The 19,924-nt window shown below is 64.2% G+C and carries 20 protein-coding genes; 11 read left to right on the plus strand and 9 right to left on the minus strand.

What is annotated here, in order from left to right; translation table 11 throughout:
- The first annotated feature begins 419 nt into the window (after window positions 1-419).
- The 9 genes from lepA to nagZ are packed head-to-tail and all read left to right on the plus strand — an operon-like array spanning window position 420 to window position 8,464.
- Window positions 420-2,228, plus strand: coding sequence for a translation elongation factor 4 (lepA, locus tag ACLIJ1_RS00730; protein WP_411363563.1), 1,809 nt, complete (start codon window positions 420-422; stop codon window positions 2,226-2,228).
- Window positions 2,228-3,208, plus strand: a complete 981-nt coding sequence (gene lepB, locus ACLIJ1_RS00735) for a signal peptidase I (RefSeq protein ID WP_411363564.1) — start codon at window positions 2,228-2,230, stop codon at window positions 3,206-3,208. The genes lepA and lepB overlap by 1 nt, the downstream gene beginning before the upstream one ends.
- 26 nt (window positions 3,209-3,234) lie before the next feature.
- Window positions 3,235-3,582 carry a DUF4845 domain-containing protein gene (locus ACLIJ1_RS00740; protein WP_411363565.1) on the plus strand — a complete coding sequence of 116 codons (348 nt, stop codon included), beginning with the start codon at window positions 3,235-3,237 and terminating at the stop codon, window positions 3,580-3,582.
- A gap of 43 nt (window positions 3,583-3,625) precedes the next feature.
- Window positions 3,626-4,330 carry a ribonuclease III gene (gene rnc, locus ACLIJ1_RS00745; RefSeq protein ID WP_411364758.1) on the plus strand — a complete coding sequence of 235 codons (705 nt, stop codon included), beginning with the start codon at window positions 3,626-3,628 and terminating at the stop codon, window positions 4,328-4,330.
- Window positions 4,331-4,367: 37 nt separating this feature from the next.
- A complete protein-coding gene (era, locus tag ACLIJ1_RS00750) occupies window positions 4,368-5,399 on the plus strand; it encodes a GTPase Era (protein ID WP_411363566.1) in 1,032 nt (343 codons plus the stop codon).
- A 3-nt stretch (window positions 5,400-5,402) separates the two neighbouring features.
- Window positions 5,403-6,203 carry a DNA repair protein RecO gene (recO, locus tag ACLIJ1_RS00755; protein ID WP_411363567.1) on the plus strand — a complete coding sequence of 267 codons (801 nt, stop codon included), beginning with the start codon at window positions 5,403-5,405 and terminating at the stop codon, window positions 6,201-6,203.
- Between the two features lie 2 nt (window positions 6,204-6,205).
- Window positions 6,206-6,982: a pyridoxine 5'-phosphate synthase gene (locus ACLIJ1_RS00760; protein WP_411363568.1), complete on the plus strand. Its 777-nt coding sequence runs from the start codon at window positions 6,206-6,208 to the stop codon at window positions 6,980-6,982.
- Window positions 6,979-7,371, plus strand: coding sequence for a holo-ACP synthase (acpS, locus tag ACLIJ1_RS00765; protein WP_411363569.1), 393 nt, complete (start codon window positions 6,979-6,981; stop codon window positions 7,369-7,371). The genes ACLIJ1_RS00760 and acpS overlap by 4 nt, the downstream gene beginning before the upstream one ends.
- Window position 7,372: 1 nt before the next feature.
- Window positions 7,373-8,464 carry a beta-N-acetylhexosaminidase gene (gene nagZ / locus ACLIJ1_RS00770; protein WP_411363570.1) on the plus strand — a complete coding sequence of 364 codons (1,092 nt, stop codon included), beginning with the start codon at window positions 7,373-7,375 and terminating at the stop codon, window positions 8,462-8,464.
- Here the strand turns inward: nagZ and ACLIJ1_RS00775 are convergent, their stop codons facing one another.
- The 9 genes from ACLIJ1_RS00775 to ACLIJ1_RS00815 form a co-directional block, all read right to left on the minus strand.
- Window positions 8,465-9,127 carry an LON peptidase substrate-binding domain-containing protein gene (locus tag ACLIJ1_RS00775; RefSeq protein WP_411363571.1) on the minus strand — a complete coding sequence of 221 codons (663 nt, stop codon included), beginning with the start codon at window positions 9,125-9,127 and terminating at the stop codon, window positions 8,465-8,467. It abuts the gene before it with no gap.
- On the minus strand, window positions 9,124-10,002 hold the full coding sequence (gene accD, locus ACLIJ1_RS00780; protein WP_411363572.1) for an acetyl-CoA carboxylase, carboxyltransferase subunit beta: 879 nt from the start codon (window positions 10,000-10,002) through the stop codon (window positions 9,124-9,126). Before accD ends, ACLIJ1_RS00775 begins: the two co-directional genes overlap by 4 nt.
- 51 nt (window positions 10,003-10,053) lie before the next feature.
- Complete coding sequence (gene trpA, locus ACLIJ1_RS00785) at window positions 10,054-10,863, minus strand: tryptophan synthase subunit alpha (protein ID WP_411363573.1); 810 nt, start codon at window positions 10,861-10,863, stop codon at window positions 10,054-10,056.
- Entirely contained in the window at window positions 10,860-12,152 is a 1,293-nt protein-coding gene (gene trpB / locus ACLIJ1_RS00790; RefSeq protein WP_411363574.1) for a tryptophan synthase subunit beta, read from the minus strand. The genes trpA and trpB overlap by 4 nt, the downstream gene beginning before the upstream one ends.
- 52 nt (window positions 12,153-12,204) lie before the next feature.
- Window positions 12,205-12,876 carry a phosphoribosylanthranilate isomerase gene (locus ACLIJ1_RS00795; RefSeq protein ID WP_411363575.1) on the minus strand — a complete coding sequence of 224 codons (672 nt, stop codon included), beginning with the start codon at window positions 12,874-12,876 and terminating at the stop codon, window positions 12,205-12,207.
- Between the two features lie 7 nt (window positions 12,877-12,883).
- Window positions 12,884-13,717 carry a tRNA pseudouridine(38-40) synthase TruA gene (gene truA / locus ACLIJ1_RS00800; protein ID WP_411363576.1) on the minus strand — a complete coding sequence of 278 codons (834 nt, stop codon included), beginning with the start codon at window positions 13,715-13,717 and terminating at the stop codon, window positions 12,884-12,886.
- Between the two features lie 14 nt (window positions 13,718-13,731).
- Complete coding sequence (locus tag ACLIJ1_RS00805) at window positions 13,732-16,449, minus strand: FimV/HubP family polar landmark protein (RefSeq protein ID WP_411363577.1); 2,718 nt, start codon at window positions 16,447-16,449, stop codon at window positions 13,732-13,734.
- A 261-nt stretch (window positions 16,450-16,710) separates the two neighbouring features.
- The gene (asd, locus tag ACLIJ1_RS00810) at window positions 16,711-17,841 is read right to left on the minus strand and encodes an aspartate-semialdehyde dehydrogenase (RefSeq protein WP_411363578.1); all 1,131 of its coding nucleotides are present in this window, start codon (window positions 17,839-17,841) and stop codon (window positions 16,711-16,713) included.
- 243 nt (window positions 17,842-18,084) lie between these two features.
- Window positions 18,085-18,402, minus strand: a complete 318-nt coding sequence (locus tag ACLIJ1_RS00815) for a DUF2322 family protein (RefSeq protein ID WP_411363579.1) — start codon at window positions 18,400-18,402, stop codon at window positions 18,085-18,087.
- Window positions 18,403-18,438: 36 nt separating this feature from the next.
- Here ACLIJ1_RS00815 and ACLIJ1_RS00820 point away from each other — a divergent pair, with 36 nt between their 5' ends.
- Window positions 18,439-19,374 carry a M14 family metallocarboxypeptidase gene (locus tag ACLIJ1_RS00820; RefSeq protein WP_411363580.1) on the plus strand — a complete coding sequence of 312 codons (936 nt, stop codon included), beginning with the start codon at window positions 18,439-18,441 and terminating at the stop codon, window positions 19,372-19,374.
- A gap of 114 nt (window positions 19,375-19,488) precedes the next feature.
- A complete protein-coding gene (locus tag ACLIJ1_RS00825; protein WP_411363581.1) occupies window positions 19,489-19,920 on the plus strand; it encodes a hypothetical protein in 432 nt (143 codons plus the stop codon).
- The last annotated feature ends 4 nt before the right edge of the window (window positions 19,921-19,924 follow it).

Consider the following 19,924-nt stretch of genomic DNA (forward strand, 5'->3'; position numbering starts at 1 on the left):
TGGTTTCGGCCCTCCAAACGTCCAGGAGCGAGAGATTGGTTGGTGACCGCTCACAAGCTTTTGGGGCATGTTGACCGATTTCGATAAAATCGGGGCTCTCGAACCATGATTGCGGCATCGAACACTGTTCAGTGTTCACCATGTGGGAACCTGTCGACTCAGGTTCCAGTGCTCCACAGCTGGTGCACAAGTTACCCAGTTTTCTTGTGGATGATCTGTGGATAAAATGGGCGTTGTTGCGCTGCAACGGGCGTTGTCCGTGGGTTTCAGGGTGTGCAGCCCGGGCTTTTTGCCTACAATGAAATCCCAACTATCGCAGTTGCCATTGATTGTTGGTTACGGGCGCGTCACGACCTGACGCGCCCTTTTTTATGGTCCGCCATCAGGTGGTGCCGACCCGGTTTCCTGACTGTTTCCCGATGAATCACATCCGCAATTTTTCGATCATCGCGCACATCGACCATGGCAAGTCCACGCTGGCCGATCGCATCATCTCGCGCTGTGGTGGCCTCTCCGACCGTGAGATGAGCGAGCAGGTGCTCGACTCGATGGACATCGAGAAAGAGCGTGGCATCACCATCAAGGCGCAGACCGCAGCACTCAAGTACAAGGCACGCGACGGCAAGGTCTACAACCTCAACCTCATCGATACGCCTGGGCATGTGGACTTCTCCTACGAAGTGAGCCGCTCGCTTTCAGCCTGCGAAGGCGCGCTGCTGGTGGTCGATGCCAGCCAGGGCGTGGAGGCGCAGACGGTGGCCAACTGCTATACCGCGCTCGACTTGGGCGTGGAAGTGGTGCCAGTGCTCAACAAGATGGATCTTCCCAACGCCGATCCGGACAACGCCAAGGCCGAGATCGAGGACGTGATCGGCATCGACGCGACCGACGCCATTCCCTGTTCGGCCAAGACCGGCATGGGCGTGGAAGACATCCTCGAAGCGGTGGTCGCGCGCATCTCGGCGCCCAAGGGCAACCCGGATGCTCCTCTGCGCGCCATGATCGTTGACAGCTGGTTCGACACCTATGTGGGCGTCGTGATGTTGGTGCGCGTGGTCGACGGGCGTCTGCTCAAGGGCGAGCGCTTCAAGATGATGGCGACCAACACGGTCTACAACGCCGACAACCTGGGCGTGTTCACGCCAGCCAACGAATCGCGCGACTCGCTCGAAGCCGGCGAGGTGGGCTACATCATCGCGGGCATCAAGGAACTGCAGGCGGCCAAGGTCGGCGACACGATCACTCTGGAAAAGAAGCTGCCCAACAATCTGGGCCCGGCTTCAGAAGCCCTTCCGGGCTTCAAGGAAGTGCAGCCACAGGTGTTTGCCGGCCTGTACCCGACCGAGGCCAGCGAATACGACGCGCTGCGCGATGCCCTGGAAAAGCTCAAGCTCAACGACGCTGCGCTGCATTACGAGCCCGAGGTGTCGCAGGCGCTGGGCTTCGGGTTCCGCTGCGGTTTCTTGGGCCTGTTGCACATGGAGATCGTGCAGGAACGCCTGGAGCGCGAGTTCGACCAGGACCTGATCACCACCGCGCCGAGCGTGGTGTACCAGGTGGTCCGGGGCGACGGAGAGGTCATCATGGTCGAGAACCCGTCCAAGATGCCCGACCAGGGACGCATCGAAGAGATCCGTGAACCGATTGTGACGGTGCATCTGTACATGCCGCAGGAATACGTGGGTGCGGTCATGACGCTGGCCAACCAGAAGCGCGGCATGCAGCTGAACATGGCCTACCACGGCAAGCAGGTCATGCTGACCTACGACATGCCGCTGGGCGAGATCGTGCTGGACTTCTTCGACAAGCTCAAGTCGGTCAGCCGCGGCTATGCGTCCATGGACTACGAGTTCAAGGAATACCGCGCGTCCGACGTGGTGAAGGTCGACATCCTGCTCAACGGCGAAAAGGTCGACGCTCTCTCCATCATCGTGCACCGGTCGCAGTCGCAGTACCGCGGGCGTGCGGTGGCTGCCAAGATGCGCGAAATCATCAGCCGCCAGCAGTTCGACGTGGCGATCCAGGCGGCCATCGGTGGCAACGTGATTGCGCGCGAAACCATCAAGGCTCTGCGCAAGAACGTGCTGGCAAAATGCTACGGCGGTGACATCACCCGCAAACGCAAACTCCTCGAAAAGCAGAAAGCAGGCAAGAAGCGCATGAAACAGATCGGTTCGGTCGAAGTGCCCCAAGAGGCATTTCTTGCCATTCTGCAGGTGGAGGATTGATGCAAAAGACCATGGGTGTGGTCACCTCCGTGATCCTGGCGGCTTTTGCCGCCTACGCCGCCGCGTTCTTCTTCGGCGTCATCGAAGGCAACTTTGCCTTGTTGCTGTTGCTGGCAACGACCATCACCGGCTTGTACTGGGTGGCAGAGAAGTTCTACTTCCTGCCAGCGCGGCGCAAGGCCACCGAGCAGGCCGCCCAGGATATCCAGCGACGCCAGGAAGAGTTGGCCCGCCAGGGAATCGCCCGCACGGACCTGAGCTTTGACGAGGGCACCCGCCAGAAGCTGCTCTCGCAGCCCTGGTGGCTCGACTGGACGGCAGGACTGTTTCCGGTGATCGTTGCGGTGTTCGTGCTGCGCAGCTTTCTGTTTGAGCCGTTCAAGATTCCTTCGGGCTCCATGATTCCGACGCTGCGCGTGGGTGACCTGATCCTGGTGAACAAGTTCTACTATGGCGTGAGGCTGCCGGTGATCAACACCAAGGTGATCGCCAACCACGATCCCCAGCGCGGCGACGTGATGGTGTTCCGTTACCCGCCACAACCTAGTCTGGACTACATCAAGCGGGTCATTGGCGTGCCTGGCGACGAGGTGGCCTATCTGAACAAGCGTCTGACGGTCAATGGCCAGCCTGTCCCGCGAAGCAATCAACCGGACTTCTTTGATGGCGAGCAGATGCGCTATGTGAAGCAGTTCGGCGAGGACCTCGGCGGTCGTCGCTACAACACGCTCAACGACGACATGCGACCGCCGTTCGTGACGCCAATGGTGGAATACAGCTTCCGCGAGAACTGCCGCTATCCGGCAGAGGGCGTGGTGTGCAAGGTGCCACCTGGCCACTATTTCATGATGGGCGACAATCGGGATAATTCGCTGGATTCCCGTTTCTGGGGGTTTGTACCGGAGTCCAACATTGTGGGCAAGGCCTTTTTTGTCTGGATGAATTTTGGCGACCTCGGGCGCATTGGTTCGTTCGAGTGAGTGACGCAACTACTGGAGGTAGGGTGATGAAGCTGAAGCAACGGCAACGCGGCCTGACGTTTTTCGGTCTGCTGTTCGTGGGCATATTCCTGGCCTTCGCGGGCGTGACGCTGGCGCAAGTCGTACCGACCTATATCGAATACATGGCTGTTCAGAAAGCTGCGCAAAAGGCCTCTGGTGGTTCCACTGTGGCGGATGTACGCAGTACCTTCGACAAGGCGGCCCAGATTGATGACATCACTTCGATCACAGGCAAGGAGCTCGAAGTGAGCAAACAAGGTGACAAAGTGATCGTGTCCTTTGCATACAGCCGCGAGATTCATCTGATGGGACCTGCTTATCTGGTGATGAAATACGAAGGTGCGTCTCGGTGATGCGGAAATTCCCACTGCCTGACAGGGGCAGTTGCGCGTGTCTTTGACGGCGGAGTTGACGGCGCTCCAGCGGCGCCTTGGTCATGTCTTTGCCAATCCGCGCCTGCTTGAGAGGGCGCTGACACATCGCAGCTTTTCGGCCGATCACAACGAACGGCTGGAATTCCTGGGTGATTCGGTCTTGAATCTGTCGGTTTCAGGCTTGCTGTTCGAGAAACTCGACCAGATGCCCGAGGGCGACCTCTCGCGGGTGCGTGCCAACCTGGTGAAGCAAGACACCCTGCATCAGCTGTCGGTTGGACTTGGCCTGTCGACCAGCTTGCGACTGGGCGATGGCGAGAAACGCTCTGGGGGTCACAAGCGACCTTCCATCCTGGCCGATGCGCTGGAAGCCGTGATCGGGGCCGTGTATCTGGATGCCGGGTTTGAAGTGGCCTGCGCGCTGGTGCTCCGCCTCTACAGCGGTATCGAGCTGAATGCACAGATGAGCGCCATGGGCAAGGACCCCAAGACCGATTTGCAGGAATGGCTGCAGGGGCGCAAGATGAAGCTGCCGCAATACCGTGTGGTGGCCACACTGGGTGAGGCGCACCGGCAGACCTTCGACGTGGAGTGCACGGTGGAAGAACTCAACCGCAGCGAGCGAGGCATTGGTGCCTCCCGCCGCGCTGGTGAGCAGGCGGCTGCCGCCGCCATGCTGCTGCACTTGCGGGCAGCCGAGCCGTCGCATCCGGCGGCATCCCGTTGACCTTCGTCCGCCCTGTTACCCGAACACCTTTTCTTCCATGCCCCGCTCGACCCGTCCTTCTTCCGATCCCGCACCCACTGCCGCACCCGACGCTGATCTGGAGGCCATGCTGGCGTCTGCATTGGGCAAGAGCGTTCCGGCACCAGCGGAGGCTGAAGCACCGGAAGTTCCCGAGCCCGTCGACCCGGCGCAACAGCGGTGTGGCTATGTGGCGATTGTCGGCAAGCCCAACGTTGGCAAGTCGACGCTGCTGAACGCCCTGGTGGGCCAGAAGATCAGCATCACGTCGCGCAAGGCTCAAACCACCCGGCACCGCATCACCGGGTACCGCACGGTGGGTGCTCACCAGTTTGTGTTTGTCGACACGCCTGGATTCCAGACCCGGCACGGCAACGCCCTGAACCGCGCGCTCAACAAGACGGTGCTGGGCGCGGTGGCCGATGTGGACCTGATCCTGTTTGTGGTCGAGGCCGGGCATTTCCAGCCGGGCGACGCCAAGGTGATGGAACTGCTGCCCGACAACGTGCCCGTGATCCTGCTGGCCAACAAATTCGATCTGGTGCACCGCCGCGGTGATCTGGCGCCCTGGCTCAAGTCGATGCAGGAAAAGCGTGCCTTTGCCGAGTTCGTGCCGATGTCGGCCAAGACGCCGCGCGACATCCAGCGCCTGTTTGCCATCTGCGAGAAGTACCTCCCCCAGCAAGCCTGGATGCACGACCCCGAAGAGCTGACCGATCGCAGCGAGCGCTTCATGGCCGCCGAGATGGTGCGCGAGAAGCTGTTCCGTCTGACCGGAGACGAACTGCCCTACACCTCGACGGTGGTGATCGACAAGTTCGAGGACGAGGGCACGCTCAAGCGCATTGCCGCCACCATCGTGGTCGAGCGCGAAGGTCACAAGGGCATGGTGATCGGCGAGAAGGGCGAGAAGCTCAAGCGCATCGGCACAGAGGCCCGCCAGGAGCTGGAGAAAATCTGGGACTGCAAGGTATTCCTGGAGCTGTGGGTCAAGGTGCGTTCGGGATGGGCGGACGACGACGCGCGTGTTCGCTCCTTCGGCTACGAGTGATGAATGGCCACGCGCCGCACCTCTGAAGAACCTGCTTTCGTCCTGCACCGCTACGACTGGAGCGAGTCCAGTCTCATCCTCGAGGTCTTCACCCGCCACCACGGCCGTATTGCGATGGTGGCCAAGGGGGTCAAGAAGCCGACCTCGCAGTTCCGCCCGGTACTGCTGCCTTTGCAGCCCTTGCACCTGTCCTGGGGTGGCGATGCCGAGGTGCGCACACTCAAAGCGGCGCAGTGGCAAGGCGGTCATGTCATGCCCACCGGCGACGCACTGCTTTCGGGCAGCTACCTCAACGAACTGCTGATGCGCCTGCTGGCGCGCGACGATCCGCACCCCGGGCTGTACGACCACTATGCGCTGGCGGTGCAGCTGCTGGCGGAAAAGTCCGATGCGCAGCAGCTGATCCTGCGGGCCTTCGAGCTGCTGCTGCTGCGCGACATCGGTTTGCTGCCCGACCTGTCGTGCGACGGCAGCACGCTGGCGCCTTTGCAGGATGCGGTGGGCTATGTGGTCAGCCCGGAGACCGGTCTGAGGATGGCCCACGGCGATGACACACACTCTCTTGACGGTGTCCAATGGCGGTCGCTGCAGGCGGCACTGGATGATCACGACCCGCTGATCGCGACCCTGCGTGCCTGCGCTGGCTGCCAGCAGTCCCTGCAACCCCAGTTGCGCGCGCTGCTGCACTACCATAGCGGCGTCCGGGTGTTCCGGACCCGCCAGCTGATGCTGGACGTGCAGTCCCTGGTCCGGCCGAGAACGGGCGACGATCAGGACGCTTCCTCCGGTCCCTCGACCTCCTGACCATGGCCCACGCTGCATTCCATCCGACCGCGCTATCGGTCAACCTCAACAAGGTCGCGCTGGTGCGCAACACACGCCACCTCGGCATTCCATCGGTCACCCGCGCTGCGACCCTGTGTCTCGAAGCCGGCGCGCGTGGCATCACGGTGCACCCGCGCCCCGACGAGCGCCACATCCGCCTCCACGACGTGTTCGATCTGGCCGCACTGCTGCAGGCCTGGCCCGACCGCGAATACAACATCGAGGGCAATCCGTTCCACAACCTGATGGCGGTCGCGCGCGAGGTCAAGGAGCGCGGCCTTCCGCTGCATCAACTGACCTTGGTGCCCGACAGTGAAGGCCAGTTCACCAGCGACCATGGCTGGACGTTCCCGCAGGACGCCGAGCGTCTGCGACCCCTGATCGCCGAGGCGCAGGCGCTGGGTGCTCGCGTAAGCCTGTTCATGGATCCCGAGCCTGCACAGATGGCGGCCGCGAAGGCCGTGGGCGCCGATCGGGTGGAGCTTTACACCGAACCTTATGCCGCAGCCTGGCACACGTCGGACCGTCAGAACCAGCTCGAGCGTTACCGCGCGGCGGCACAGGCGGCGCTCGATGCCGGGCTGGGTGTGAACGCCGGCCACGATCTCAACCGCGACAACCTCACGGCCTTCCTGCGCACCGTGCCGGGCGTGAGCGAGGTCTCGATCGGCCACGCGCTGATTGCCGACGCACTGGAGCTCGGTTATGCCGCGACGATCGTGGACTACAACCGCTGCATCGCGGATGCCTTTGCATGATTTTCGGCATCGGCACCGACATCTGCGACGTCCGGCGCATCGAGGCGACCTTCCAACGCCAGGGTGAGCGCTTCGCACAAAAGGTGCTGGGCGACCAGGAACTGGCGATCTGGCAGAGCCGCAGTGCTCGCTGGCCACAACGTGGCCTGAGTTATCTGGCGACCCGCTTTTCGGCCAAGGAGGCGTTCTCCAAGGCCATCGGACTGGGCATGCGCATGCCCATGACATGGCGCAGCTGCGAAATTCTCAATCTGCCCAGTGGCCAGCCGGTGATCGTCCTCCATGGCGAGCTGAAGATCTGGTTCGAGGCACAGGGCCTGCGCGCCCACGTGACGGTGACCGACGAAACCGACTACGCCGCGAGCTTCGTGGTCGTGGAAAAAGACTGACATGCACACACACGCTCCCCTCATCATCGACGTCGCCGGCTTCGAGCTGACCGACACCGACCGCCAGCGCCTGGCCCATCCGCTGGTCGGCGGCATCATCCTGTTCGGCCGCAACTGGCAGAACCGCGATCAACTGACCCGCCTGTGCGCGCAGGTCAAGGCAGTGCGGGCGGACCTGTTGATCGCGGTGGACCACGAAGGTGGGCGCGTGCAGCGCTTTCGCACCGACGGCTTCACTCATGTGCCGCCGATGGCCGCCTTCGGCCAGTTGTGGCTGTCTGCGTCGAAGAAGGGCGAAGGGGAGGGCGGCCCTGCCATGCGCGCGACCAATGCGGCAGCGGCGGCGGGCTACGTGCTCGGCGCCGAACTGCGCGCCTGCGGCGTCGATCTGAGCTTCACGCCGGTGCTCGATCTCGATTACGGCGAGAGCTCGGTGATCGGTGACCGCTCGTTCGGGCGCGATCCCCGTGTGGCGAGCGTGCTGGCGCAGGCGCTGATGCACGGCCTGCGGCAGAGTGGCATGGGCAACTGCGGCAAGCACTTTCCAGGGCACGGCTTCGTGAAAGCCGACTCGCACCTGGCGATCCCGGTCGACAAGCGCAGCCTCAGGGCCATCCTGGCAGAAGACGCGGCGCCCTATGGCTGGCTGTCGGCCAGCCTGGATGCCGTGATGCCGGCGCACGTGATCTATCCGAAGGTGGACACGCGACCGGCGGGATTTTCATCGCGCTGGCTGCAGGACGTGCTGCGACACCAGCTGGGTTTTACCGGCGCCATCTTCAGCGACGACCTGAGCATGGCCGCGGCACGAAAGATCGAAGGCCGCGAGGTGAGTTTCACCGAGGCAGCGCTGGCGGCACTGGGTGCGGGCGGGGACATGGTGCTGCTGTGCAACCAGTCGGTGGTGGACGGTGGCGCGCCAATCGACGAGGCGATCGAGGCCTTGTCCAAGGCGCTGGTGCTGGGTGACTGGCAACCCAATCCGGCAAGCGAAGAGCGTCGACAGGCACTGCTGCCGCGAGGTGACGCCATGGACTGGGACAGCCTGATGGTCAGCGCGCGCTACATGCAGGCGCTGTCATTTCTGCCTTGACTAACGTTCCACGCCGAGTTTGTCGAGCAGGTCCGAGATCAGTTCGAGCCGCAGCATCGGGTTGTCCAACGCCATCAGACGCTGCTTGAGTTCGGCCGGTGCCGGCAGCAACTCGGTCCAGCGGTTCGCCACCCAGCCGCTGTCGTCCCACTGGTAAGGCGGCTGCAGCGGCAACTCGTTCATAGACTCGGGTTCGCGCTCTCGCAGGTTGGCCAGCACGCGTTGCAGCGCATCGCGCGTGCTGCGCAGGTGTTCGGGCACCGGCACCACCCGTTCTGGCTCGTCCAGCTGCACATCGGCCACCCACAGGCCGTGTGGCAGGCGATGGCTTCCAGTGATGCGGAAGCGCTGTAGTCCCCGGCAATGAATGACCATCAGACCCGCTTGCGGGTGCTCGATCTGTTCGATGCGGGCCAGGGTGCCGACCGGGTGGAACGCCTCGTGCGCAAAGCTGTCGGGGGAAGCCGGATCGACCCGCCGCACCTCGCTGCCCTCGCTCAGGCAGACCACGCCAAACGGCGCCCCCGCAGCATGGCAGCGCTTGATCATGTCGAGATAGCGCACCTCGAAGATGCGCAGCGGCATCCAGCCGCCGGGAAACAGGACAGTCTGCAGTGGAAACAGCGGCAGCTGTTTCAGCGTCAGCGGACCGTCTCCGCTCAATCGGGCACCACCGCGTCGGCGCTCTGGCGCTGCAGCATGGCCAGGGTGTTGGCCACGGTGCTGCGCAACTCGCGGCGGTCGCAGATGAAGTCCACGGCGCCCTTGGTCTGCAGAAACTCGGCGCGCTGAAAGCCCTCGGGCAGCTTCACGCGCACGGTGTTCTCGATCACGCGCGGACCGGCAAAACCGATCAGCGCCTTGGGCTCGGCGATCACCACGTCGCCGACAAAAGCAAACCCAGCCGAGACACCGCCCATGGTCGGGTCGGTCAGCACGCTGATATAGGGCAGGTTCTTCTTGGCCAGTCGGGTCAGCGATGCATTGGTCTTGGCCATCTGCATCAGCGACAGCAAACCTTCCTGCATGCGCGCGCCGCCGGTGGCGGTGAAGCAGACGAAGGGGACCTTCTGGGCGATGGCTTCCTCAACACCGCGCACGAAGCGCTCGCCGACCACCGAACCCATGGAGCCGCCCATGAAGTCGAACTCAAAGCAGGCCACGACCAAGCTGATGCCCTGCACCGCGCCGCCCATGACGATCAGCGCATCGGTTTCGCCGGTGTTCTCCAGTGCTTCCTTGAGGCGCTCGGGGTACTTGCGGCTGTCCTTGAATTTCAGAGCATCGACCGGCAGCACCTCCTGCGCCAGTTCGTAGCGGCCTTCGGCATCGAGGAATGCGTTCAGCCGCGCGCGCGCGCCAATGCGGTGGTGGTGGCTGCAGTGCGGGCAGACATTCTGGTTTTTTTCCAGATCGGTCTTGTAGAGCACGGCCTCGCAGCTCGGGCATTTGATCCACAGGCCTTCGGGCACGCTGCGGCGCTCGGCCGGGTCGGTGTGCGTGATCTTGGGCGGCAGCAGTTTTTCAAGCCAGGACATCGGATGCTCCTATCGACACGCCGGGCCGGGGCCCGGAAAAAGTGAAACGGATTATGCGTCCAGCGCTTTTCGGATGGTGCGCAGGAAATGCGCTGCCACCGGGACGACTTTTTCGAACGGTTCGTCTTCGATCAGCTGGATGATCTTGCTGCCGATGACGACCGCGTCCGCGGTCTTGCCAATCGCCTTGGCGGTCTCGGCGTCGCGGATACCGAAGCCCACGCCGACCGGAATGCTCACATGCGCGCGGATGCGCGGCAGCATCGCTTCCACCTGGCCGACGTCCAGCGTGCCGGCGCCGGTCACGCCCTTGAGCGAGACGTAGTAGACGTAGCCGCTGGCCACGCGCGCGACCTGCGCCATGCGCTCGTCGGTGGACGTCGGGGCCAGCAGGAAGATCAGGTCCATGTTGGCCGCGCGCAGCGCCGCCGCGAAGTCTTCGCATTCCTCGGGCGGGTAGTCCACCACCAGCACGCCATCCACGCCGGCGGCCGATGCATCGCGCACGAAACTGCCCGCGCCATGTTTCTGGTCGTAGCGCTCGATGGGATTGGCGTAACCCATCAACACCACGGGTGTGCGGTCGTTGTCCTTGCGGAACTCACGCACCATGGCAATCACCTGCGCCAGGCCGATGCCCAGCGCCAGCGCGCGGTCGCCAGCCTTCTGGATCACCGGACCGTCGGCCGACGGGTCGGAGAACGGGACGCCCAGTTCGATGATGTCGGCGCCGCCGTCGACCATGCCGTGCATCAGCTTGGGTGTGACGTCGGCGTAGGGGAAGCCGGCTGTGACGAAGGGGATCAGTGCCTTGCGGTTCTGTGCCTTGAGATCGGCCAGTGCTTTTTCGATGCGGCTCATTTGGAGACCTTCACAACAGATTCGGCGCCGCCCTTGACGGACTGGCCGCGGCAGCTGGGGCGGCAATAGAAGTCGGCATTCGACAGGTCGGCCACCGTGCCAATGTCCTTGTCGCCACGGCCAGAGAGATTGACCAGCACCGACTGCGTGGGCTTCATGGTCTTGGCCAGCTTCATGGCGTAGGCCACGGCGTGGCTCGATTCGAGCGCGGGGATGATGCCCTCGGTGCGACAGAGGTAGTGGAAGGCTTCCAGCGCTTCCTTGTCGGTGATGCCAACGTACTCGGCGCGGCCAATGTCCTTGAGGAATGCGTGCTCGGGGCCGACGCCCGGGTAGTCCAGGCCGGCGCTGACACTGTGCGTCTCGGTGACCTGGCCGTTGTCGTCCTGCAGCACATAGGTGCGGTTGCCGTGCAGCACGCCGGGGCTGCCCTTTTGCAGAGAGGCCGAGTGCTTGCCGCTGTCCAGGCCTTCGCCAGCTGCTTCCACGCCGATCAGGCGCGTGGAATTGTGGTTGATGTAGGGATGGAAGATGCCCATGGCGTTGCTGCCGCCGCCCACGCAGGCGACCACGGCGTCGGGCTGCTCGCCCTCGCAACCCGCCTCTTTCAACATCTGCGGCATCTGCACCAGGCACTCGTTGCCGATCACGCTCTGGAAGTCGCGAACCATCATCGGGTAAGGATGCGGGCCGGCCACGGTGCCGATGATGTAGAAGGTGTTGTCCACGTTGGCTACCCAGTCGCGCATGGCTTCGTTGAGCGCGTCCTTGAGCGTCTTGCTGCCCGACTCCACGGGCACGACGGTCGCGCCCAGCAGTTTCATGCGGTAGACGTTGGGGCTCTGGCGCTTGACGTCCTCGCTGCCCATGTAGACCACACACTCCAGCCCGTAGCGGGCGCAGATGGTGGCGGTGGCCACGCCATGCTGGCCGGCACCGGTTTCGGCGATCACGCGCGGCTTGCCCATGCGCTTGGCGAGCATGGCCTGACCGATCACGTTGTTGATCTTGTGTGCGCCGGTGTGGTTGAGGTCCTCGCGCTTGAGGAAGATCTGGGCGCCGCCCTGTTCGCGGCTCATGCGCTCGGCGTGGTAGATCGGACTGGGCCGGCCGACGAAGTGCGCCAGTTCCTTGCGGAATTCGGCCAGAAACTCGGGGTCGTTCTGGTACTTCGCGTAGGCGGCCTTGAGTTCGTTGATGGCGTGCGTGAGCGTCTCGCTCACGAAGCTGCCACCGTAGATGCCGAAATGGCCGCGGGCGTCGGGTTGCTGGTAGTTGCTGGTGTCCATGGGGTGTTTCGGTTCTGGGGCCCGAGCCACCCGTTCACATTCGAACGATGGGTCAGCTGGGGCGGGAGTTTTGCGCATCGGCCGCGCGCACGGCGGCCACGAAGGCGAGCATCTTGTCGGGGTCCTTGATGCCTTTGGAGACTTCGACCCCGGAGCTCACGTCAACGGCCCAGGGCCGTACGCGGCTGATGCCATCGGTCACGTTTGCAGGCGTGAGTCCACCAGACAAAACGAGGCGAGAGCTGGCGTTTAGTTGTGGATGTGACCAAGGGAAAGCATTCCAGTCGAAAGATTGACCACCGCCGCCATAGCCCTCGACGTGGGCGTCGAGCAGGATGGCTTGGGCCGCAGCGAAGTCGGATGCATATTTTATGAGATCAAAGCCCGCGCCGACAGGCCCAGGGGGAATGCGGGCAGCGCGCAGGAACGGGCGACCGGCGGCAGCGCAGTCGGCCGGCGTTTCGTCACCGTGGAACTGCAGCAGGGCGTTGGGCACCGCCGCCACGCCCTGGGCGATGAACTCGCGGCTGGCGTTCACGAACAGCAGCACCGGTGTAACGAAGGGCGGCAGGCGGTTCGCCAGTTCACCCGCACGCTCCGGGCTCACGAAACGTGGGCTCTGTGCGTAGAGCACGAAACCGATCGCGTCCGCCCCAGCGTGCACAGCGGCATCCACGTCACTCTCACGTGTGAGGCCACAGATCTTGATGCGGGTGCGGTGCATGGGCGTTTCAGGGCAACCAGTCGAAGGCGGGCGTGCGTTCCGGGATGTTCCACGACGGATCGTAGACCGGGCCAAGGAAGTACAGCCCGTCGGGGGCAAAGGTTGGCGCAGCGGCGTCGCGGCTTTTTGCGGCCAGTACCTCAGCCATCCACGCTGGCGGCCGGTTGCCGCTGCCGATGGCGATCAGGCAGCCCATGATGTTGCGGATCATGTGGTGCAGGAAAGCCGAGGCCTCAAACTCGAAGCGCCAGTAGGCGCCACGGCGGGCGATTTCGATGCGGCGCATGTCCTTGACCGGGGTGTGTGCCTGGCAGGACGACGCCCGAAACGAGGTGAAGTCGTGCACTCCGAGCAGCACGCTGGCGGCCTGTTCCATCGCCTTCTGGTTCATCGGGCGGAATACCCAGCCCACCTGCCCGTCGTCGACGCTGGGACGAACGGGCGACTCCAGCAGCACGTAGGCGTAGCGGCGCGATGTGGCTGCGGCACGTGCATGAAAACCGGCTGGCACGTGGCGTGCCCACTGCACCGCAATGTCGGAGGGAAGAAAGCTGTTGGTGCCACGGACCCAGGCGTTGTCGGGGCGTTCCAGCACGCAGTCAAAATGGACCACTTGCATCAGGCCGTGCACGCCAGCGTCGGTACGGCCGGCGCATAGCGTGCTGACCGCAGGCGCATCGAGAAAGCGTGCCAGCGCGCGTTCGAGCTTGTCCTGCACCGTGTTGCCATTGGGCTGGCTCTGCCAGCCGTCGTAGGAACGACCGTTGTAGCTCACCCCCAGCGCCACACGCCCACCAGCCCTTGAGGGCAGGGAGGCGTGTTCCGTATCCAGGTCGGTCAAGGGGCTCGGATCGATCAGGCCAAGTCGGCCAGGAAGGCCGTGGCCTTGGTCTTGAGCGTACCGCTGGCCTCTGCCAGAACCTCTTCCGCCAGTGATCGGGCGCCTTCAAGGTCACCAATCGCACGGAACTCTTCGGCCAGCGACAACTTTGTCTCCAGCGGGCTTTCGGCGCCCAGCGTTCCGTCGGTGGTCGGGGTGTCTGCGGCAGACGGCTTGTTCAGGTCCAGGTTCAGGTCACCCAGGTCAAAGGACATCAGGTCCCCAGGCTTGGATGGCTCGGCCGGTGCAGGTTCCGAGGGCGCCGACAGGTCGAAGTCGGGCAGAACCTCTCCATCGTCGAAGGTCGAGCTGGCTTGCGCAACGGGTTCCGGCGTCAGCGGCATCGGGTCGGACGGGAAGTCCAGATCGAAGTCCATCGGACGCGAAGCCGGCGGGTTGAGATCCACCGGCTTGGAGGTCAGCGCGTCGGTCTGAGACAGGTCGTCCATGGCCGACACCGGCGGCCGATCGACCACACCCGCTGCGCTGGCCAGCGGGGCGCGGACCGACTCTTCGATGAAGTCCAGATCCAGATCCAGATCGCCGTCTTCGCCGGGCTTGGAGTTCTGGCCCAGCGTGCTGCTGCCAAACGGCACGGTGTTGGGGGCACCACCACCCACCGGCACCGGCATGCCCGCGCGCGCAGCGGGAGCGCCGCCCGGCTGGTACATCGGATTTTCCGGATCCAGATCCTTGCCAAGCTGGCAGGCGTGTTCCCACTCTGGGCCCTGACCCTGGGTCAGGCTGTAGGCTTCGGTCGCCACCACCTCGAAGGCCTTCGAGTCACGGCGCTTGGCATAGATTTCCAGCAGCTTGTTGTGGATGGCCACGCGGGTGGGCGCGCTGCGCATCGCTTCCTTGAGGATTTCCTCGGCTTGCAGATCGCGGCCATAAGCCAGATACACATCGGCTTCGGCCACCGGGTCCACGTCACCGGCTGCATCGAGCTGGCTGGGGGAATAGACCATCGACGAACCCGATGCCGGAGCTTCGTTGGTGTCGATACGCTGGCCGCCGCTGGAGCCGAAGAACGAGTCGGGTTGAAGACGGCTTTCCAGGAACGAGCTGTCGACGCCATTGCCTTTCTTCTTCTGGCGCATGCGGTAGAAGCCGAAGCCACCCAGCAGGGCCAGCAGCACGCCAGCGCCCGGAAGCACAAGCGGGTTTTCCGTCAGCTGGCTGATGAAAGACGTTTCTTCGGGTTGCGGTGCCGGAGGGGGAATGACGACTGGCTTCTTCAAGGCGGGCGCTGGTGCCGGTGCGGGCTCAGGCGCGGGAGTGGCAGGCGCGGCAGCGGCGGGTGCAGGTTCTGTGGCCGGTGCAGGTGCAGCTGCGGCAGGGGCTGGTGCAGCCGCTGCCGGTGCTGGCGCGGGTGGCGTTGCAGCCGGGGCTGCGGGTGCCGGTGCGGGAGGAGCGGCAGGAGCGGCAGGAGCAGGCGCGGCGGCGGGCTTGGGTGCCGCGGCCGCAGGGGCCGTCGCCGGAGCACCGATCGGTACCGCAGGCGTGGGGACGGCGGCGCCGGGTTTGGCGGGCGCTGCAGCGGATCCCGCGGGTGCCGGGGGTGTCAGCTTGGAAAGGTCATTGATGTTGCGTGAAATCTCGGCAACCCGGGTCGAAGACTCCTGGGCCTGCCGATCTTTGGCGATCTTCTCTTCCTTGGCGTTCTGGCCTGCAGAGCCTTTTGACAGCGTGAGCTTGTCCTGGGTGGCTGGTGCCGGTTTCTTGTCTTCGACCTCGGTCTGCACCTTGCCGGTGGCCTGGCGGTCGGCGGCGGACACGCCGGCCGCTGGCACGGCGCCTGCGAGACGGCGACGGAACTCGTTGAAATCACGGCTTTGCGCGGCCACGATGCGGCGCGCTTCGGGAGCGGTCACGCCGGTGGACCCTCCATCGGTCGGCAGATCCAGAATGGCGCCGGCCTTGATGCGGTTGACGTTGCCGCCGATGAAGGCCTTCGGGTTGGACCTGAGCATGGCCACCAGCATCTGGTCCAGCGAAGCGTTGGACGGCAGGTTGGCTGCCGCAATGCGACCGGCGGTTTCTCCAGCCTTGACGCGTACTTGCTTGCGGTCGCCTTCTTCGGCGGCCGATTTCTCGGCGGGCTTGGCGGCAGGGGCTGCAGCCGGTTCGGCCTTGGGCACTGCTGCGGGCTTGGCGGTCTTGGCAGCCGGACGGCCGGAGGCTTCCGGTGCCGTCACTGCGGCTGCCGGCGCGGCAGCGGTCGGAGCTGCTGAAGCCGGGGCGGGTGCACGTGCCACCGCAGCATTTAGCGGCGCAGGTGCCGGAGCGGCGATCTTCGGCGGATCAAGCAGCAGGGTGTAGTCCCGCACCAGCTTGCCAGACGCCCAGTTGGCTTCGAGCACCATGTCCACGAACGGTTCGTTCACCGCGCGCGAGCCCACCAGGCTCAGATAAGGGCGGCCATCGGCCCGGCGTTGCAAAGTCACCTGCAGACCACTGAGCGCACCGTTGAACTCCATGCCCGCGGCACGGAAGGCGTCGACGGTTGCCAGGCTCACACGCAGGCTGCCTGCCTCTTCCGGGGTCATTTCCAGCACGTCGACCTCGGCGCGCAGGGGTTCACCCAGCGCGGATTGCACTGCGACACGTCCCAGCGCGAGGGCCGAAGCATCTCCGTGGTGCATCAGGCTGGCGCACAGCAGCGCGGCGGCGGCCACGGTCTGTAACCTCATTGCGCCTCGCCTTCCGGCATCAACGGGAGCTGTCTGGGTCCCGAACAAAGGGGTGTGGCGGGTGGAATTGGGCACATGAACCTCAACGTAAAAATCCGAGAATTGACCTTAACATCAACGTATTACGGTGACAAGCTGAGAATCCGCTTGAGTTTCCCGGGCGACCTTTGGTCGGTTGATGGGTGGCTTTGTCGTTGCGGCCTCACAACGACAAAGCCGGCGCAGGGCCGGCTTTGTTGTGAAAGTAGGTAAGAAGTAGTGTCAGGCGTCGAGCAGGATGCGCAGCATGCGGCGCAGCGGCTCGGCAGCGCCCCAGAGCAACTGGTCACCGATGGTGAACGCGCCGACATACTCCGGGCCCATCGCCAGCTTGCGGATGCGCCCCACCGGGATCGACATGGTGCCGGTCACGGCGACGGGCGTCAGATCCTTGATCGTGGCCTCACGCGTGTTCGGCACCACCTTGGCCCAAGGGTTGTCGGCGGCGATCATGGCTTCGATGTCGGCCACCGGCACGTCCTTCTTGAGCTTGAAGGTCAGGGCCTGGCTGTGGCAGCGCATCGCGCCCACACGCACGCAGAAACCGTCGACCGGGATGGCGGCCGAGCCGAAGCCCTCGCCCAGACCCAGGATCTTGTTGGTTTCGGCCATGCCCTTCCATTCTTCCTTGGACATGCCGTTGCCCAGGTCCTTGTCGATCCAGGGGATCAGGCTGCCGCCCAGCGGCACGCCGAAGTTGGCAGTCTCGCCAGCGGTCAGGGCACGCTGCTTGGCGATGACCTTGCGGTCAATTTCCAGGATGGCGCTCTTGGGATCGTCCAGCAGGGCCTTCACCTCGGCATTCAGCGTGCCGTACTGCGTCAGCAGTTCGCGCATGTGCTGGGCGCCGCCGCCAGAGGCCGCCTGGTAGGTCTGGGTGGACATCCACTCGACCAGACCGGCCTTGTACAGCGCTCCCACGCCCATCAGCATGCAGGAGACGGTGCAGTTGCCGCCGATCCATTCCTTGCCGCCCTTGGCCAGGGCGTTCTTGATCACCGGCATGTTGACCGGGTCGAGGATGATGACGGCGTCCTTTTCCATGCGCAGGGCGGAGGCGGCGTCGATCCAGTGCCCATTCCAGCCAGCGGCGCGCAGCTTGGGGTAGACCTCGTTGGTGTAGTCGCCGCCCTGGGCGGTGATGATGATCTCGCAGCGCTTGAGGGCGTCGATGTTGTTCGCGTCCTGCAGCGTGGTCTCGTTCTTCGCCATCGCGGGGGCCTTGCCGCCGGCGTTCGAGGTGGAGAAGAACAGCGGCTCGATCAGGTCGAAGTCTTTTTCTTCGACCATGCGATCCATCAACACGGAGCCGACCATGCCACGCCAGCCGACCAGACCAACCAACTTGCTCATTTCAAACGCCCTTTCAAGTGAATAAACAGGTCCAGACCAGACCGACTTGCCCGGCTCGTCTGGCCGGGGAGGGCGCACGACGAACCAGGCTGGATCAGCCCTTAATGGTCGTGGTTTTGATGGTGATTGCGCGCGCAGCGACACCGGCCATGGCGGCGGGTGCTTTGTTCAGGAGGAACGGGCTGGCGACAAACATAGCCGGCGATTCTAGTACAAGGCCCTTGACACGAATCTGACCGTTGGTCAGGCGTTGTGCGGCTGCACCAGATAGGAGGCCGTACCTTGGGACCATGCAACGAGGCGGTCGATGTTAGGGTGCTTGCCCGGGTTCGCAGCCGCATCCGCGGTGTGCTCGGCGTACCACTGCAGGCCCAACGCCGCAGCGGCGGGGGTGATCTTTCCATCGTGCTGTTGCGCCAGGCCGTGATAGACCGCCAGCGAGCCCGCCTGTCCGGGCTTGTTGTGAAGAGAGGCGATGACCTGGCCGCCGCTGTCCAGCAGGTCGAGCGAGGCAAGGTGGGCGACGGAAGGCAGGGTCTTGAGTCGTTCTGCAAAATTCATGGGCCGCATTGTCGCTGCTCCATCCCCATCAGACCCATGACAACAGCCTCAGCTTCTCATGCCTTCTATCCCATCGGTGCACCCGGACAGCCCTGGGGATTGGCCGAAGTGGCTCAATGGCGCGCGGCCCAGCGGCGCCAGCGCAGCCATGCTCTAGAAGTGATGGGGCCGATCGAGCGGTTGGGCTCCCGCTTCGATGTGCAGAGTTACGGCGAAGTGGTCTACGGCGAAGAACGCTACCCGCTGCCGGTGCTGCGCAACCGCACCTGGGTGGCGGGTCGCCCGGTCGTGCTCATCACCGGCGGCGTGCATGGCTACGAGACCAGCGGCGTGCATGGCGCATTGCGGTTTCTCGACCAGCATGCGCAGGCTTATGAAAACCGGGTCAACCTGCTGGTGGTGCCTTGCGTCAGTCCTTGGGCGTACGAGCGCGTCCAGCGTTGGAACCATGATGCGATCGATCCCAACCGCTCATTCCGCACACCGAGCCCGGCACAGGAGTCGGCGGCGCTGATTCAACTGGTGGCAACGTTGAAGGGGCAGTTCGCCGCGCACATCGACCTGCACGAAACCACCGACACCGATGAATCCGAGTTTCACCCGGCCAAGTCCGCCCGCGATGGGGAAGTCTTCGAGCCCTGCACGATCCCCGACGGTTTCTATCTGGTCGATGACACCGAGAACCCTCAGCCGGCATTTCAGCAAGCCATCATCACTGCGGTGGAGCGGGTGACACACATCGCTCCCGCTGACGCGCAGGGGGGCATCATCGGCTCGCCTCTGGTGGCGCATGGCGTGATCCGCTACGCGCTGCGCGAGCTCGGACTGTGCACCAACATCACCGGCGCGCGCTACACGACCACCACCGAGGTCTACCCCGACAGTTCGCGTGCGACACCAGAGCAATGCGACGCTGCGCAAGCGGCGGCGGTCTGCGCGGCCATCGAATTCGTGCTGCAGGGGGATCAGTAACTGTGCTCTTTTTTACGAAGCGGTAAGGCCAATACAACACTGGTCTGATCGGGCATTGGCTCGGCGGCAACGGAGCCTTGCCCGGCGCTGCCGGGCGCGTAGAGTGGGTCGGTGATGGCCACTTTCAAACCACTTGACGATGTCTTTCCCGGTCGTGCCCTGCCCCTGGCGCGCATTGACCGCGAAGGTCGCCCTACACAGCTGTATTGCCAGGTTCCTGACCTGGCGTCCTTGCAGGAGCTGGAGCGCTCGACCGGGCGCGTGGCGCTGACCTACGTGCCCGTGCTCGGCTGGGCGGAGCATGCCCTGGCGCGCTGGGAGCGTGAGCAAGGCACTGTCGTTGCCACCCCTTGGCGCTCTTGCTCCGGCGGACTGGCTGTGCCCACACCGGTGTACCGGCTGGACGAAGAGGGGCTGGCGATCGTGGACGAGGCGGGGAGCGTGAAGGCGGTGCTCGACCTGGGGCAGCATGTGACGCACATGCCGGGTATCTTTCTGTCCGAACCGGCCGGGTTCGATGCCGAGGGGTTGGACGAGGCCTGCTGATCGC

Source organism: Hydrogenophaga sp. RWCD_12, assembly GCF_046604225.1.
Taxonomy (GTDB): domain Bacteria; phylum Pseudomonadota; class Gammaproteobacteria; order Burkholderiales; family Burkholderiaceae_C; genus Hydrogenophaga.

What these genes read in the sequence shown, in the direction of transcription:
- lepA (WP_411363563.1), top strand. Translation starts at nt 420, where the DNA reads ATGAATCACATCCGCAATTTTTCGATCATCGCGCACATCGACCATGGC.
- lepB (WP_411363564.1), top strand. Translation starts at nt 2,228, where the DNA reads ATGCAAAAGACCATGGGTGTGGTCACCTCCGTGATCCTGGCGGCTTTT.
- ACLIJ1_RS00740 (WP_411363565.1), top strand. Translation starts at nt 3,235, where the DNA reads ATGAAGCTGAAGCAACGGCAACGCGGCCTGACGTTTTTCGGTCTGCTG.
- era (WP_411363566.1), top strand. Translation starts at nt 4,368, where the DNA reads ATGCCCCGCTCGACCCGTCCTTCTTCCGATCCCGCACCCACTGCCGCA.
- recO (WP_411363567.1), top strand. Translation starts at nt 5,403, where the DNA reads ATGGCCACGCGCCGCACCTCTGAAGAACCTGCTTTCGTCCTGCACCGC.
- ACLIJ1_RS00760 (WP_411363568.1), top strand. Translation starts at nt 6,206, where the DNA reads ATGGCCCACGCTGCATTCCATCCGACCGCGCTATCGGTCAACCTCAAC.
- acpS (WP_411363569.1), top strand. Translation starts at nt 6,979, where the DNA reads ATGATTTTCGGCATCGGCACCGACATCTGCGACGTCCGGCGCATCGAG.
- nagZ (WP_411363570.1), top strand. Translation starts at nt 7,373, where the DNA reads ATGCACACACACGCTCCCCTCATCATCGACGTCGCCGGCTTCGAGCTG.
- accD (WP_411363572.1), bottom strand. Translation starts at nt 10,002, where the DNA reads ATGTCCTGGCTTGAAAAACTGCTGCCGCCCAAGATCACGCACACCGAC.
- trpA (WP_411363573.1), bottom strand. Translation starts at nt 10,863, where the DNA reads ATGAGCCGCATCGAAAAAGCACTGGCCGATCTCAAGGCACAGAACCGC.
- trpB (WP_411363574.1), bottom strand. Translation starts at nt 12,152, where the DNA reads ATGGACACCAGCAACTACCAGCAACCCGACGCCCGCGGCCATTTCGGC.
- ACLIJ1_RS00795 (WP_411363575.1), bottom strand. Translation starts at nt 12,876, where the DNA reads ATGCACCGCACCCGCATCAAGATCTGTGGCCTCACACGTGAGAGTGAC.
- ACLIJ1_RS00805 (WP_411363577.1), bottom strand. Translation starts at nt 16,449, where the DNA reads ATGAGGTTACAGACCGTGGCCGCCGCCGCGCTGCTGTGCGCCAGCCTG.
- asd (WP_411363578.1), bottom strand. Translation starts at nt 17,841, where the DNA reads ATGAGCAAGTTGGTTGGTCTGGTCGGCTGGCGTGGCATGGTCGGCTCC.
- ACLIJ1_RS00815 (WP_411363579.1), bottom strand. Translation starts at nt 18,402, where the DNA reads ATGAATTTTGCAGAACGACTCAAGACCCTGCCTTCCGTCGCCCACCTT.
- ACLIJ1_RS00820 (WP_411363580.1), top strand. Translation starts at nt 18,439, where the DNA reads ATGACAACAGCCTCAGCTTCTCATGCCTTCTATCCCATCGGTGCACCC.
- ACLIJ1_RS00825 (WP_411363581.1), top strand. Translation starts at nt 19,489, where the DNA reads ATGGCCACTTTCAAACCACTTGACGATGTCTTTCCCGGTCGTGCCCTG.